Annotated in this window: 11 protein-coding genes; 2 read left to right on the forward strand and 9 right to left on the reverse strand. The window is 58.1% G+C overall.

What is annotated here, in order from left to right:
• Window positions 1–8: 8 nt before the first annotated feature.
• The 6 genes from scpB to ABFT80_RS06445 form a co-directional block, all read right to left on the reverse strand.
• Entirely contained in the window at window positions 9–731 is a 723-nt protein-coding gene (scpB, locus tag ABFT80_RS06420) for an SMC-Scp complex subunit ScpB (protein ID WP_347971047.1), read from the reverse strand.
• Window positions 728–1,528, reverse strand: coding sequence for a segregation and condensation protein A (locus ABFT80_RS06425; protein WP_347971388.1), 801 nt, complete (start codon window positions 1,526–1,528; stop codon window positions 728–730). Before ABFT80_RS06425 ends, scpB begins: the two co-directional genes overlap by 4 nt.
• A gap of 58 nt (window positions 1,529–1,586) precedes the next feature.
• A complete protein-coding gene (gene nagZ, locus ABFT80_RS06430; protein WP_347971048.1) occupies window positions 1,587–2,606 on the reverse strand; it encodes a beta-N-acetylhexosaminidase in 1,020 nt (339 codons plus the stop codon).
• A 121-nt stretch (window positions 2,607–2,727) separates the two neighbouring features.
• Complete coding sequence (locus ABFT80_RS06435) at window positions 2,728–5,505, reverse strand: SPOR domain-containing protein (protein WP_347971049.1); 2,778 nt, start codon at window positions 5,503–5,505, stop codon at window positions 2,728–2,730.
• Window positions 5,506–5,608: 103 nt separating this feature from the next.
• The gene (gene argS, locus ABFT80_RS06440) at window positions 5,609–7,366 is read right to left on the reverse strand and encodes an arginine--tRNA ligase (RefSeq protein ID WP_347971050.1); all 1,758 of its coding nucleotides are present in this window, start codon (window positions 7,364–7,366) and stop codon (window positions 5,609–5,611) included.
• A 59-nt stretch (window positions 7,367–7,425) separates the two neighbouring features.
• Window positions 7,426–8,646, reverse strand: a complete 1,221-nt coding sequence (locus ABFT80_RS06445; RefSeq protein WP_347971051.1) for a deoxyguanosinetriphosphate triphosphohydrolase — start codon at window positions 8,644–8,646, stop codon at window positions 7,426–7,428.
• A gap of 72 nt (window positions 8,647–8,718) precedes the next feature.
• Here ABFT80_RS06445 and erpA point away from each other — a divergent pair, with 72 nt between their 5' ends.
• Window positions 8,719–9,069 (forward strand): iron-sulfur cluster insertion protein ErpA, encoded by a 351-nt coding sequence (gene erpA, locus ABFT80_RS06450; RefSeq protein WP_347971052.1) that lies wholly within the window; start codon window positions 8,719–8,721, stop codon window positions 9,067–9,069.
• A 111-nt stretch (window positions 9,070–9,180) separates the two neighbouring features.
• A complete protein-coding gene (gene xth / locus ABFT80_RS06455; RefSeq protein WP_347971053.1) occupies window positions 9,181–9,972 on the forward strand; it encodes an exodeoxyribonuclease III in 792 nt (263 codons plus the stop codon).
• Between the two features lie 275 nt (window positions 9,973–10,247).
• Here the strand turns inward: xth and ABFT80_RS06460 are convergent, their stop codons facing one another.
• From ABFT80_RS06460 to ABFT80_RS06470, 3 genes are all read right to left on the reverse strand, one after another.
• Entirely contained in the window at window positions 10,248–11,105 is an 858-nt protein-coding gene (locus ABFT80_RS06460) for a tetratricopeptide repeat protein (RefSeq protein ID WP_347971389.1), read from the reverse strand.
• Window positions 11,106–11,659: 554 nt separating this feature from the next.
• Window positions 11,660–12,901: an OmpP1/FadL family transporter gene (locus ABFT80_RS06465; RefSeq protein ID WP_347971054.1), complete on the reverse strand. Its 1,242-nt coding sequence runs from the start codon at window positions 12,899–12,901 to the stop codon at window positions 11,660–11,662.
• Between the two features lie 359 nt (window positions 12,902–13,260).
• Window positions 13,261–16,044 carry a valine--tRNA ligase gene (locus ABFT80_RS06470; RefSeq protein ID WP_347971055.1) on the reverse strand — a complete coding sequence of 928 codons (2,784 nt, stop codon included), beginning with the start codon at window positions 16,042–16,044 and terminating at the stop codon, window positions 13,261–13,263.
• Window positions 16,045–16,086 lie beyond the last annotated feature (42 nt).

Genomic DNA, 16,086 nt, shown 5'->3' on the forward strand with positions numbered 1-16,086 from the left:
CGATGCGCTCAATCATCGGTGACCCGGGGCGTCAAAAGCCCCAGTTCTTCCAAGTCTATGTCTGTAAGCGGGTCTTCGTCTTCGGTCAAAAGGTCCGGCTCGCTCGGTGGCAGCGGCATGCTGAAATTCGAAGGCATGCGCGCCGAAAGCAGACCCGCTCCCTTCAATTCCTCGACACCGGGCAGATCGCGAAGCTCTTCCAGCGAGAAATGATCGAGAAACAAATCGGTCGTGCCATAGGTCACAGGTCGGCCCGGCGTCTTGCGCCTGCCGCGCATGCGCATCCATTCGGTCTCCAGAAGCGTGTCGAGTGTGCCTTTGGATGTTTCGACGCCCCGAATATCCTCAATTTCGGCGCGCGTAGCCGGCTGGTGATAGGCGATGATCGCCAGAACTTCCAAAGCGGCACGCGAAAGCTTGCGCTGCTGAACCGCATCGCGGCTCATAAGGAAAGCCAGATCGCCAGCGGTCCTGAAGGCCCAGCAATTGGCGACGCGAACGAGATTGACGCCCCTGCCCGCATAAAGCCGCTGAAGCTGCGTCATGACGAGCGCGATATCGGCACCTTCGGGAAGGCGCTCAGTAAGCGCGCGCTCACTGACCGGCTCAGCACTTGCGAAGACAATCGCTTCGGCCATGCGCATGATCTCGGAGATTTCCGGCCGCGTGCCGTGTTCCACCGCGTCATCGTCTTCGCCGGAAAGCAGCGGAATGACGTTCGAGCCGCTCATGAGGCCGTGTCCGGAGTTTCGGAGGGTCGGATGCGATTGCGCAGATAAAGCGGTGCAAAGGCTTCCTGCTGGCGCATTTCGATTTGCCCCTCCCGCACCATTTCGAGGCTGGCCGCGAAAGAACTGGCAATTGCCGTGGAACGCTCCTGCGGCGTGGTCATGTATTCGATAAGAAACCGGTCGAGCGCCGTCCAATCGTCCAGACCGCCGACGAGGCGGGTGAGAATGTCCCTTGCCTGTTTGAGCGACCACACACCGCGCTTGGCGATATGCACATTGTTGACGATGAGGCGCTGGCGCTGGATCGCGTAGGCCTTGAGCAGATCGTAGAGCGTGGCCGAGTATTCGTTGCGCTTTTCGATGATCACCATTTCAGGCATGCCACGCGCGAACACATCGCGGCCGAGCCTGTTGCGGTTGACGAGGCGGGCTGCCGCATCGCGCATCGCTTCGAGACGCTTCAGGCGAAACTGGAGCGTTGCGGCCAGTTCTTCGCCGCTTTCGCCCTCGTCGCCAGGCAATTTGGGAATGAGCAGCTTGGATTTCAGATAGGCCAGCCATGCAGCCATGACGAGATAATCTGCGGCCAGTTCAAGCCGCATGGCGCGCGCGCCGTCGATGAACTTCAAATATTGCTCGACGAGCGCCACAATCGAGATACGCGCCAGATCGACCTTTTGCGTGCGAGCCAGATGAAGGAGCAGGTCGAGCGGGCCTTCGAAACCAGCGACATCAACGACGAGCGAGGGTTCGCTGACACCGCGATTCTCGTCATTGTCCGTCCACAGCCGATCCATCGGAGTGGCCTTGCCGACCTTACTTTCCAATGCATTGGCCACGGTTTTCTCGATCTCCCTAGGCGACTGCCTCGAAATAGGATGCGAATTCTGCGCGCAAATCCGTCTCGGTGAGCCCGTCGCCTTCGTTCAGCATTTGAAGTGCACGCTGCGCACGCTCCAAAGACATACCCGTCAACGCATCGGTGCGCGAGGCGATGCCCGCCATTTCTTCCATAATTCCATTGCAGTGAAGGACCAGATCGCAACCTGCCGCAAGGATTGCCGCCGCTTTTGACGGGAAATCCCCAGAAAGTGCCTTCATCGAGGTATCGTCGCTCATCAAAAGACCGTCAAAGCCGATTTCCTCGCGAATGATGCTCTGGATTACCTTTGCCGAAGTCGTTGCCGGATTTTCAGGGTCTATTGCCGAGTAGACGACATGTGCGGTCATCGCCATCGGAATGTTATTCAGCGCTTTGAAAGGCGCGAAATCATGGCGGCGCAGCTCATCGAGCGGCGTATCTACGGTCGGCAGTTCGAAATGCGTATCCGCGAATGCGCGGCCATGCCCCGGAATATGCTTCATGACGGGCAATACGCCGCCTGCCAGCAAACCGTCGCATGCCGCCCTGCCCAGTTCCGCGACGATCTTCGGATCCTTGCCATAGGCACGCGCGCCGATGACATCGCTGGCGCCCTCAATCGGAACATCGAGCACCGGCAGGCAATCTGACGTAATACCAAGTCGCGAAAGATCGAGCGCGTGAAGGCGAGACAGCAGCCATGTTGCACGCAGGCCCGCTTCACGATCCTGCTTGTAGATCGCGCCAAGCGCTGCCGCGGCAGGATAGTTCGGCGCAATCGGCGGTCGAAGCCGCTGAACGCGTCCGCCTTCCTGATCGATGAATACCGGAGCCTCAGGCCTGCCGACACTGTCTCGCATGCTCGCAACCAGATCACGTACCTGCGCCGGCTCTACAATGTTTCTTGCAAACAGTATGAAGCCCCACGGACGCTCGTCGCTGTAAAAGCGGATTTCGTCTTCGGTGAGGCTGGTCCCGGCACAGCCGAGAATCATGGATTTTGATTCGCTCATGCGATCGATATTAGGACCGGACAGCAACATTTGGAACTACCGGGAATAAGCCCGGCCATCCAGAACGGAAAAAGCCGGCGCGAGATTTTCGCGCCGGCTTTTCGAATTGCGACTGTGTCGTTTAGCGGGAAACGAAGCAGTTTCCGCCAGCAGCCTTGTAGCTTTCGCAAAGCGTGACCGCTTCATTGCGGGTCTGGGCCGGGATGCGAACCCGCCAGAATGTTCCCTTGCCGGCGATCTCGGCCTTCACGATGCTCGGCTGACGTCCGTTGAGAACGCTGCTGTAGCGACGCGACAGATCCTGATAGCTCGACTGTGCGGCGGCTTCGCTTGGCTGCGATGCGATCTGCATTGCCCAGGCGCCTGCTGCTGCTCCTGCCGCAGGTGCGGCTGCTGCAACCTGCTGCGGCTGAACTTCGCCGACAACATTGACCGGCTGGTTTGCCGGACGCGACGGTGCGGCTTCCATGGTCGATGGCATAGCGGATGGCGCATTGTTGGAAGGCTGCGGCGCAAGTGCCGGGCCAGTCGATGCGGTCGTCTCACCGGTCGAGGCAACAGGTGCCAGAACGCCTTCCGAAGCGGTATCGGCGGTCTGTGCTGGTGCTGCCGCCGGTTCCTCACGAGGAACAAGCGAACCGTCCGGACGCACGACCATGGTACGAACCTTGCGCGGTGCAACGGCTGCGACTTCATTTGCCGCCGTATTGTCGGCACCCGCTTGCGTAGGCTGCAGACGATCTTCCGACTTCATGGCGACACCCGGCAGATTTTCGTCGTCGCCAAGAGGCATAGCGTCATTGGCTTCTTCGTTTGCACGGGCGGTGATGTCGACAGGCTCTTCAGCCGTTGTGACAAGCTGTTCCTGTGCAGGGCCGGTGTTTGCAGGCGTTTCAGACGGCGGGCCGGAACGGGCCACGCTTTCGTAAACCTTGCTGTCCTGATTCGGGATCGTCGTTCCGCCCGGATTTTCCGGCCGGACCTTGATTGGCGAATCGTCCGCGCGGACGATTGCAGGCGCATCGGAGCCGCTGCCGCCACCGAAGGAGAATGCCAGCGCACCGACGCCACCGAGAATGGCCACACCACCAACTAGGGCAGCGATCATCAGACCACGGCGCTTGGGTTCCTGGCGGACCTCCTGATATTCGGGAAGCGCCATTTCCTCGTCGAGAGACGGATCATAGCCGAGATCGTCGGCTGCACCCTGCTGGTAGCCATTGCTCGAATTGCCACCGAAAAAGTCATCGGTCGCGAAATTCGCATAAGGATCGGCAGGAGTGCCGGCGGCCGGTGCAGTCTGATTGGCACGGGCGTAGGCATTGCCTGCAGCATAGGCTCCGACGCCAGCGGCAACACCGGCTGCAGCGTAACCATATTGGGAAGCAGGGGCCGCCTGCGCATCGTCATCCAGCGTCAGATCGAAATCGGACCCGAAATCGTCCAGCGCATCGGTTTCCGCAGCAGCAGTCGCTGCCGGTGCTTCCGGCTCGCTCGGATTCATGTCGTTCAGCAGATTGGCGAACTCTGCGTCGAGATCGTCATAGGCTGCGGCAGACGGAACATCTTCCTCATGAGCCAATTCCGGAAGATCGAGATCGTCCGCAAGCGCGATTGCCTGTTCCGGCACATCGATGGTTTCGATGTCGGGAATGCCTGCGTCGGACGTCGCTGCGACCGGCGCAACATCATCCTGCTCATCGACATAGTGCGCGGTTTCCGCAACAGCCGCTTCAGCAACGGGTTCTTCAGCCTGCGGCTCATTGTAATACTGGGTCGGCGTCTGCCTGCTCCAGACATGCGTGTCCTGCGGCGTGTAATTGGTCAGCGCCGCGAGTTCTTCGAGCGGATCGACCTCGGAAGCCTCTACGGCCTCCTGAGCGTCGAAGGCAGGCTCCGGCTGAGTGGAAGCCGAATAATCCACGTAGTTCGCATGCTCGAAATTCGCCGCTTCTTCTACAACCGGCTGGTCTTCGGCTTCATATGCGAAATCCTGCTCCTGCTCGGCAACAGCATCGTCTTCATAATGCGATGACGCGTAAACCGGCTGTTCCTGCGGAGCCTCGAAATGGCTGACCTCGAGCGAAGGCTCGTCAAAGGCCAGATCGTCTTCCGAGAAATTCATCTCTGCCGGATCGAAGGCCTGAACTGGCTCCGGCGCGACTGCTTCCGGTGCGTTATATTCAACGGACGCAGGCTGCGGGCTGCTGGCCGGGTCCATATTGCCCAAAAGCGCATTCAGCTCGTCTTCAAGGCTCAGTTCGGCTGCAGGCGCGGCAGCGACAGGTGCTGGAGCCTCTACCTGATAATGATCTTCAGTTTCGATTTCTGCAGGCTCAAGCTCTGCACTGCTCTCGAACGGAGGCAGCGACGAACCGAAATCCATATCGACTTCCGCGAGCGCAGAATCGAAATCGGAGGAGAAATCCTCGCCTTCCTGACCGTAGGAGACGGCCTCGACCTCAGCGCTTTCCGCGTAAGGCTGCGCATCCGCAGGCTGCGGCTGCCAGGACGTATCGACCGCGAATTCCTGCTCGAAGGAAGCGGCAAGCTCATCTTCGGAATATTCGTGAGCGACGGGCGCGTAATCCTGCTCGAAAGGCTGGTCCGTCACCGTGCTGGCCGGTTCAGGAGCGACCGGCTCGTAGGCCGCCGCCTCATAAGGCTGCTCGCTCGCATCATCCTCAAGGGAGAACTCGCCGAGAAGCTCCTTTTCGAGATCGATGCTGAAATCGTCCTCGCCCAGATGATCTGCGGAGGCCGACTGTGCGGCCACCTCATTTTCAGAACCGACCGGCTGACGCGGGTCAAATCCCATTATTCTGGTGAGTTCTGCAAACGGGTCTTCGTTGGAAACCTCGCCGCGATCAGCAATCCTCAGATTGTTTCTCTCTGCCATGTTCTTTTTCCGAACTCGCACTCAATCGGACGCCACGGACGTCGCGCAGGGTTGGGCCATACCAGCGCATTGTGGGCAAAAGGTGACAGGTTCTTCCGGTAACCTAGCGCATTTCCTTGGGTGCTTCCGCCCCAATAAGCGCCAGGCCTGACGACAAAACGTCCGAAACAGCCTGCACCAGCCCGAGTCTGGCATGGGTCAATACTGGATCGTTAACCTTAACAAACCGTAAGTCCGGGTTATCTGAGCCGCGATTCCACAAAGCATGGAAGCTGCTGGCGACATCAAACAGGTAGAATGCGAGCTTGTGCGGCTCCATGGATTGGGCAGCCGATTCAACCAGTCGCGGATACTCGGCAAGCTTGCGGATCATACCCAGCTCAGCCTCGTCGGACAGCTTGGAAACCCCGCTCTTCAAGCCTTCGCGGCTGAAATCGGTAGCCTGCAACTGCTCCGCAGCCTGCCGGAAAACGGAGTGACTGCGGGCAGACGCATACTGCACGTAAAAGACCGGATTGTCCTTCGACTGCTCCGTCACCTTCGCAAAGTCGAAATCGAGCGGCGCATCGCTCTTTCTGTAGAGCATCATGAAGCGAATCGGGTCGCGACCGACTTCTTCGACCGCTTCGCGCAGCGTCACGAAGTCGCCCGACCGCTTCGACATGCGCACCGGTTCGCCATCGCGATAGAGTTTTACGAGGTTGCAAAGCAGGATGTCGAGCTTGACCTTGCCGTCCGAAAGCGCGTTCGCCAGCGCCTGCATACGCTTGACGTAACCGCCATGGTCGGCACCCAGAACGAAGATCAGCTCTTCGAATCCGCGCGCGATCTTGTCCTTCATGTAGGCAACGTCGGCAGCGAAATAGGTATAGGCGCCGTCGGACTTCACCAGCGGACGATCCATGTCGTCGCCGATCTCGGTCGAGCGAAACAGCGTCTGCTCGCGGTCTTCCCAATCGTCTGGCAGTTGCCCCTTGGGCGGCGGAAGCGTGCCCTTGTAGACATGGCCCTTGAGCTTCAGATCGGTGATCGCCGAGCGAATGGCGCTGCCGCCATCTGCATGCAGCTTGCGCTCCGAGAAGAACAATTCGTGGCGCACATTCAAGAGAGCGAGATCGTCGCGGATCATATCCATCATGGCGTCGATGGTGCGATCCTTGACCAGCGCCAGGGATTCCTCTTCCGGCATCTGCAGAAGATTGCGCCCGAATTCCTTCGCCAGCGCCTCACCCACCGGCACGAGATAATCGCCCGGATAGAGGCCAGCCGGGATTTCGCCGATGTCGTCGCCCAGCGCCTCGCGGTAGCGCAAAAAGGCCGAACGCCCCAGAACGTCGATCTGCGCACCGGCATCGTTGATGTAATATTCCTTGGTGACGTCGTATCCGGCAAAGCCCAGCAGGTTTGCCAGCGTGTCGCCGACGACCGCGCCACGGCAATGGCCGACATGCATCGGACCGGTCGGGTTTGCCGAAACATATTCGACATTGACCTTGCGGCCTTTGCCGACCTTTGAGCGGCCATAATCGGCGCCCTTGTCCAGAATCGTTGCGAGATGTGTCTGCCAGTAGCTGTCATGCAGCTTCAGATTGACGAAGCCCGGCCCGGCGATTTCCGCCTTTGCAACATCGGAATCTTCACCAAGCGCTGCAACGATGCGCTCGGCAAGCGCACGCGGGTTCTGCCCGACCGGCTTTGCCAGCACCATCGCGGCATTCGTTGCCAGATCGCCATGGGTCGCGTCGCGCGGCGGCTCGACAGTGATGCGCGACAGATCGAGTGCAGCGCCATCCTTGTCTTTCAAATCAAGGGCTTGAACGATCTTTGTGATCCGCTCGCTAAAATCGGCGAAGATATTCATGTGCAAACTCTGGGAAATCGAGAATTCTGACCGGAAAACACCGGAAAACTGGCTCTCGCCTAGCTTAAATCGGGCGTTTGGTCAAACAAGCGCCTGTGTTCCTTGATCGCATAGGTGTCGGTCATGCCCGCCAGAAAATCGGCCACATCACGCGCCTTTATGCGGTCTTCCGCGCGGTCCAGTCCTTCGCGCCAGCCTTCCGGCATCTCCCGCGGATTGGCGAAATAGACGTCGAACAATTGATGGACCATGCGCTCGGCATCCGCCCTCACCGTCATGACATCGTGGTGGCGGTAGAGATTCTTGTAGAGAAACGCTTTCAGCGTGCGTTCGTCCTCGGCCATTTCTGCCGAAAAACTCACGATCGTTTCACCGGCAAGGCGTACATCCTCGGCGCTTTGCGGTTTCAAGCGCACGAGATTAGCACTCGCAGTCGAGATCACATCCTCGACCATCATGGTGATCTGGCGCCGCATGAGTTCGTGGCCGGTGCGCACCGCATCCAGCGCGGGGTATTTTTCGCGCACGTTGCGCAGGATACCAGCCGGAAGCGCCACCGAATCCAGCATTTCCAGATCGAGCAGCCCTGCCCGCAAGCCATCGTCGATGTCGTGCGTGTTGTAGGCAATGTCATCGGCAATGGCCGCGCATTGCGCCTCAAGCCCCGCGAAACGGTCCAGTTCGAGATCCTGGAGCGTATTGTAGTCCACTATGGTCTTCGGAACCGGACCTTTGAGGCCCTGCCCTGACGCATCGGTCAGCGGGCCATTGTGCTTGACCAGACCTTCCAGCGTTTCCCAAGTCAGGTTCAGGCCGTCGAACTCGGCGTAGCGGCGTTCCAGCCGCGTCACAATACGCAAGGATTGCGCATTGTGGTCGAAGCCGCCCCAGCGCTTCATCTTCTCATCCAGCGCTTCTTCGCCAGTATGGCCGAACGGCGTGTGGCCGAAATCATGGACGAGCGCGATGGCCTCGGCGAGATCCTCGTCGCAACGAAGAGCGCGCGCCAACGCCCGCGCAATCTGCGCGACCTCGATCGTATGGGTCAGCCGCGTGCGGTAATGGTCGCCTTCATGAGCGATGAACACTTGAGTCTTGTGCTTCAGGCGGCGAAAGGCGGTAGAATGGATGATGCGGTCGCGGTCGCGCTGGAAAGGCGTTCGCGTCGGGCTCTCGACTTCATCGAACAGCCTGCCCCGCGATGTTGCCGGATCGCATGCATAGGCGGCCCTCGGACGATAGCCGAAGCCGATACCATCGAGCTTGCTTGAATCTTTCATTGACCGCCGCCGGTTGACTTGCCCCCACGCGCTTCATACCTATGGTAAGAACGCAATTGCAAGGTGACGCCCATGGGCGCTGACGCCAAGATTTCGATGAAAAATGTAGAAGTTTCCGATGCGGCCGCAAAGCGCGTCGCAAAGATCGTTGCCGGAGAACCCGGCAAGATAGGTTTGCGCGTGTCCGTCGAAGGCGGCGGATGCTCCGGTTTTTCCTACAAATTCGATCTGGTCGATTCGAAAAACGACGATGACATCGCAATCGAAAAGGATGGCGCGACCGTTCTGATCGATGAAATGTCGCTGATTTATATGGGCGGTTCGGTCATCGACTTCGTCGACGATCTGATGGGCCAGTCCTTCCAGATCAGAAATCCGAACGCGGTTGCTTCCTGCGGCTGCGGGACAAGTTTTTCGATCTGAACGGCACGAATTCAAAATAAAAGGCCGCTTCGAGCGGCCTTTTTTTATGCGACGTCGACTTGCAGATGGAATTCTGCCATCAAGTGAGCACCGAAACAGTCGCGTGATTTCATGAAAATTGTTACCTGGAACGTCAATGGCATCAAGGCCAGGATCGGAAACCTCCTTCACTGGCTGGGCGAGAGCAATCCCGACATCGTTTGCCTGCAGGAAATCAAATCCGTAGACGAGCAGTTTCCGCGCGCCGAAATCGAGGCGCTTGGCTACAATGTCGAAACGCATGGCCAGAAAGGTTTCAACGGCGTCGCGATCCTTTCCAAGCTGCCATTCGATGAGGTCAATCGCGGTCTTCCCGGCGACGACACGGATGAACAGGCACGTTTCATCGAAGGCGTATTTTCGACCACCAGCGGCGTTTTGCGGGTCGTTTCGCTTTATCTGCCGAACGGAAATCCGATCGATACGCCCAAGTTTCCCTACAAGCTTGGCTGGATGGAGCGCCTTGAGCGCTGGGCGGAGGATCGGCTTTCACTTGAAGAACCGCTCGTATTGGCTGGCGATTACAATGTGATTGCTGAACCTAAAGACGCAAAGCACCCCGAAGTTTGGGTGAACGACGCGCTTTTCCAGCCGGAAACACGACAGTTGTTCCGGCGGCTCGGAAATCTGGGCTTTACCGAAGCCGTGCGTGCCACGACCGATGCCGCCGGTGTCTACACGTTCTGGGATTATCAGGCGGGCGCGTGGCAGAAGGACAATGGCATCCGCATCGACCATCTGATGCTGTCGCCGGAAGCGGCCAATCGTCTTGGCTCGGCGAGCATCGAGAAGCATGTGAGAGCGTGGGAAAAACCTTCGGATCATGTGCCGGTGGCGGTGGATCTGAAGTTGGAAGCGGCCTGAGTTATTGAGGTTAGTCTCAAACGCTAGCGGGACCGCGCCCCCCTCTGTCCTGCCGGACATCTCCCCCACGAGTGGGGAGATTGGCCTTCATTTATGATTTCGCTAATGTTGAACGGTGAACGTTTGGCAGGGCCTCGAAACTGCCAATCTCCCCACCCGTGGGGGAGATGGCCGGCAGGCCAGAGGGGGGCGCGACAAAGCGTTACCACAACTCATTAGATCACCCCGTCATATTGAAACAAGGCGATCTAACGTTTTGAATAAACGTCAACCAATCACTGACCCTTGGTAAGAATGTCCTCGGCGAGCGAGATCGCCGTGCGGCGGTCGGCTTCTGCCGCCAAGGAAAACGCCTCTTCCTGCATGCCGCGGATCCAGACGCGGTCGGTGGGCGATGCGCGCTCGAGGGCTGCTGTCATCATGGCCAGTCCGCGAACGACCTTGCCGCTCTGGAACAGCAGATTGCCGAGCGTCGCCTGCGCGCCTGTATGGCCTTTTTCCGCCGCGAGCTGCAGCCAGCGTCCGGCCTGACGAACGCTGGTCTTTACGCCGCCATCGCCTCGCAGGAACATCTTGCCCATTTCGTACTGGGCGGCCGGGTTACGATAGTTTGCGGCGGCGCGCATATAATATTCCTGCGCGGCGGCCGGATCGGCAGTAATCGGAGAACCGGGTATGCCTTTTTTGGAATATGCGCCGAGCGCGACCAGCGCATCCGACACATAGCTTTCCTCGGGGCTGCCGGGCTCGACATCCTGATCGGCTATCTCACGGAAGAACTTGTAGGCTTCGTAGTCATTGCGATCCACGCCGTCGCCTTCGGCATACATGCGCGCCAGCTTCCACGTAGCACCGATCTGACCGTTTTCGGCAGCATAGCGATAGGCTTCGACTGCCTGATCCTTGTGGCCGCTCTTGTAGGCCGAGAAGCCGAACTGGAAGACCGCCCAAGGGCTGGATTCGGCACGAACGCCGCCTGTATTGTCGTCGAATATCTTGTCGTCGAACGCATGTGCGCTGCTGACGGCGGCGCAGGTCACCGCGACAAGGGAAAACAGCGCGATTCTCGCAGAGTTGAGCTGGCGCGGAAACGCTTTCGCGCCGCGCTTTCCAGTCTCTTTCTGCACAATCATGCCGGCCATGGTGAACGGTGCGCTGAACGCTTCCCTTGAAGGGCTAACCGCGGTTGCGGCAGCCGCTCTGACATTGAAACCGGCAGCGATTGCATCGCCACCGGCTTGATGAAGAGAATTATGCGAGGGGTTTTCGACCGAAGTGGGGCGGTGCGCCACAGCGACGGGAAAGCGCCTGTCGGACGGTAAAAATCGGAGTGGATTCAAATGAGACGCCAAAGCAGCGATGCCGCCTGGTTTCTTTGTTTTCCCGGACCTTGAACATCCGAGTTCGGATACTAGATACGTGCCCATTCTTATCCCTGCCGCGTTGATCGCGGCTTTGTCATTAAGCCTTGCCCGCCCTTGACCTGACTACGGGTGCGTTGGGTTTATGGCGGGAAGTAGGCAAAAGGACCCCGCCCGATCTATAGCCTATGGCTTATTGAAATAGTGTTGCCGATTCAGCACAAATACGCGCGGACAATTCAACCATTTCTCAAGACGAACTCTTTGCCGGCAATAAAAAAGCCCGGCGTTGAGGCCGGGCTTTTCTGGATTTGTCGAGTTGAAGATCAGAACTTCAGCTTGGCCGAGATCGACAACGCCGAAACAAGGTCGTTTCCGAAATCGGCAACGAAGCCGGTAAGGTTCGGGTCACCATCAATGACGCGATCGTCCTTCGTACCGGATGTCAGAATTCCGAGTGCGCCACCGGCACGGATTTCGAAATTCTTGGTCGGGGTATAGGAACCGCCAAGGCCGAAGGTCCACGTATCCGTCTGCGAGTTCAGGCCGGTTGTCGTACCGCGATCCCACGCCACCGAACCGGCAACCGAGAACTGATCGTTGATCTTGTGGCCGACACCGCCCGAAATCGTCCAGCCGTCACGATAATAAAGATCGAGGCTGGTGATCTCGACGCCGCCCGGCGTAACCGGACCGAGTTGATCCTTGTTGCGGAAGCCGATGCTCTGAATAACCGACCAATCAGTCCATTTGATCGAACCGAATGCGAGCCAGCCAGGCGCGATACCGGACTGAACTTTCCATTCAACCGACTGAGGCACAGTCGCATCGCCATAAACAGGTATGGTGAATGGCGCGAGATTTTCGATGGTGCCTTCGAGGCGATAATCGATTTTCGACTGGTAGGTCAGCGATGTGCGCAGTGCGATTTCGGGAATCTCATATGCGACACCCGCACGCCAGCCGATGCCGCTGTCGTCAACGTCCAGCTTACCAATGCGATTCAACGGAACCGGGAACGACCCTGGGGTTCCTGCGAGCAGGAACTTGGTCTGCTGGCCTTCGACTTCCTGATAGCTCACGCCACCAAGAAGACGCAGGTAACCTTTGCCCATATTGAAACGATAGGAGCAGTTCAGGCCGTAATCGCGGGATTTGATTTCCTGCTCGATGCTGCCGTACATGGCGACCGTGTCCATGCCAACATCCGTGTGTGCACCGAAAGGCGTACGGAACTGACCGGCGCACGCGGCATCTTCATGGAACGCGAATTTTGCCGAAACTTTCGGGACAAAGTAGTCCTTGCTCTCTTCGACGCTCGTCGAATAGGGCTGGCCATTGTTCGGGTTGATGCCACCCGTCGCACCGCCGATAAACGAACCACGGATATTTTTGTACTTGCGCTGCGGCGCGACGAAGGTAACGCCAGCTTCGAAAGCATGTCCTTCTTCAAAAAGAATGTCGAAATCCTGCGAACTGCGCTCTAAGCCGCCAGCATAGGCTGCACCGCTGAGCGCCAGCGATAGAACTCCGATCCCCAGAACCGATTTTACAATCGTGTTTTTCATTAGTTCCCTCTCCCAAAAAATCCTCAACGACAGCTAGAACTGCTTCGCCGAACGCTTGCAACAAGGATTATGCGAGCAAAGCTTTCGCAATTGTTGTTATGCCCGCGCCCGCTGCTTGCGCGGCCGGATTTTCATCACGAAATTGCCTGCTTTGAGAGAGTTCGAAGCGAAAAACATGCGCAAAACTGCGTGATTTTATGGAAAATAGGGCTAAAATCGCCCAAAAAGGGCCGTTTGTAACATTACGGCAACAATACGGCCAAAAACGTCCGCTACGCCTTAAAGCTTACGTAGCGGAACGTTACGTAAAGACCGAAACATCCGGTCTTTACGTTTCAGAATCATTGTTTCAGCGAGGCTTAACCGGCGTCGCGAACCCGCGAAAGCGCAAAATTGAGCTTCTCCTGCTGTTCCTGAAACTCGACCAGCCTCTCGCGGTCTGCAGCAACGACTTCCGGCGCTGCATTGGCGATGAATTTCTCGTTGGACAGCTTCTTGTGAAGGCGCGCGGCTTCCTCCGTCACCTTTGCAAGTTCCTTCTGCAAACGCGCGGCTTCCGCGTCCAGATCGATCAGGCCGCCGAGCGGCAGCCCGAAGGTCGCCTCACCAACAACGATCTGGGCAGCGCCCTTCGGCGTTGCGTCAGCCGAGGATATGTCGCTGACACGCGACAGGCGCTTGATCGCCGTTTCGTGACGCTGAAGGCGCTCGCGCGTCTTTTCATTCGCACCGACAACGACGAGCGGCGCGATGGCTGCAGGCGGAATGTTCATTTCCGAACGCACCGAGCGAATGCCGGACACCAGATCGACCAGCCAGTTGATTTCGGCAGCGGCATCATCGTCTTCGAATTCCGGGTTCGGCCATGCAGCGTGGCAAAGTAGAGTCGAACGCTCCTTGCCTTCGCCCGCCGTATGCGCCCAGAGCTCTTCCGTCATGAACGGCATCATCGGATGCAGAAGCTTGTAGATCTCGTCCAGAACGAAGGCGACGCAGGCTTGGCTCTCGGCCTTGGCAGCTTCGTCGTTTCCGGCAAAGACGGGCTTCAGCAGTTCCAGATACCAGTCGCAGAACAGATTCCAGACAAAGCGATAGGCAGCACCTGCCGCTTCATTGAAGCGATAGCTGGTGATGCCTTCCGTGACCGCACGCGTGGCGCGCGTCAGTTCCGTCAAAATCCAGCGGTTGACGGTGAGCTTGGCATCCTGAAGCCAGAATTCGTCATTGCGCGCGACACCGTTCATTTCGGCAAAGCGCGTGGCGTTCCACAGCTTGGTGCCGAAGTTGCGATAGCCCGCGATACGAGCCGGATCGAGCTTAACGTCGCGGCCCTGCGCTGCCATGCTGGCCAGCGTGAAGCGCAGCGCATCCGCACCATACTCGTCGATGAGTTCGAGCGGGTCGATGACATTGCCCTTGGACTTGGACATTTTCTGCCCGTTCTTGTCGCGAACGAGCGCATGCACGTAGACCGTGTGGAAGGGTTCTTCTTCCATGAAATGCATGCCCATCATCATCATTCTGGCGACCCAGAAGAAGATGATGTCGAAGCCGGTGACCAAAACGTCGGTCTGATAATAAGTCTTCAGTTCCGGTGTCTTATCCGGCCAGCCGAGCGTCGAGAACGGCCAGAGTGCGGACGAAAACCACGTATCGAGCACGTCTTCGTCGCGCGTCAGGATTTCGCCGGGCCGGAAATTCTCCAGAAGGTCTTCGACATAGGCCTTCATCGGCCCTTCATGCGAGATGTAATGCTGAATCGCGGCACCAAGCGCCTCTTCCTCGGTGCGCTCGACGAACACCGAACCATCCGGGCCGTACCATGCCGGTATCTGGTGGCCCCACCAAAGCTGGCGCGAAACGCACCAGGGCTGGATGTTTTCCATCCAGTCGAAATACGTCTTTTCCCAATTCTTCGGCACGAAATTCGTGCGGCCTTCCTTGACCGAGGCAATGGCAGGCTTCGCCAGTTCGGCGGCATTCACATACCATTGGTCGGTCAGAAACGGTTCGATCGGCACACCGCCGCGATCGCCATGCGGGACAGTATGGCGGTGCGGTTCGATCTTTTCGAGGAAACCGCCCTCTTCCATGATCTGGACGATAAGCTTGCGTGCCGCAAACCGATCAAGGCCATGCAACTGATTCCAAAGCGCCTGCTGTTCCGGCGTTGAATCAAGTCCTTCGAGGAAGTCCTCGTTTTCATTGATGTTTATGTGTGCTTCTGCCGTGAGAATATTGATCGCGCGCAAATCGTGACGGCGCCCGACCTCGAAATCATTGAAGTCATGCGCAGGCGTGATCTTCACCGCGCCCGTACCCTTTTCCGGGTCGGAATATTCATCGGCGACAATGCGGACCTTGCGGCCAACGATGGGCAGCACGACATTCTTGCCGACCAGCTTGGCAAAGCGCTCATCTTCCGGGTGAACCGCGACGCCGGTATCGCCAAGCATCGTTTCAGGGCGGGTCGTTGCAACTGTAACGAATGTCTCTGGGTTTTCCGGATCGTAGGTTTTGCCCTCGATGGGATAACGGAAATACCAGAGGTTTCCGTTCACCTCATGCTGCTCGACCTCGAGGTCGGAAATCGCCGTCAGCAATTTCGGATCCCAGTTGACCAGACGCTTGTCCTTATAGATCAGGCCCTGCTTGTGAAGCGTCACGAACACCTCGATGACGGCTTTCGAAAGCCCCTCATCCATGGTGAAGCGTTCACGCGACCAATCGCAGGACGCGCCCAGCCGCTTGAGCTGGTTGAAGATCATCCCGCCGGATTCGTCTTTCCATTCCCAGATCTTGTCGATGAACGCCTCGCGCCCGATGTCGCGGCGGTGAATCTGGCGCTCGGCCAATTGGCGTTCGACAACCATCTGCGTGGCGATACCGGCATGGTCCATGCCCGGCTGCCAAAGCACGTTCTTTCCGCGCATGCGCTCGAAGCGCACCAGAATGTCCTGAACAGTGTTGTTCAGCGCATGTCCCATATGCAGCGAACCAGTGACATTGGGCGGCGGAATGACGATCGTGAACGGGTCTGCATCAGGTGCCGCACCCGCGCCAGCTTTGAACGCGTCGGCCTCTTCCCACAACTTGGCGATTTTCGGTTCAACCGCTTTCGCGTCGTAAGTCTTCTCAAGCATGGGATTTGTCCGCATTTTCGGGGAATTCTTGTGTCCGGTTGT

The sequence above is a fragment of the Foliimonas ilicis genome, from assembly GCF_039939195.1.
Classification (GTDB): domain Bacteria; phylum Pseudomonadota; class Alphaproteobacteria; order Rhizobiales; family Rhizobiaceae; genus Foliimonas; species Foliimonas ilicis.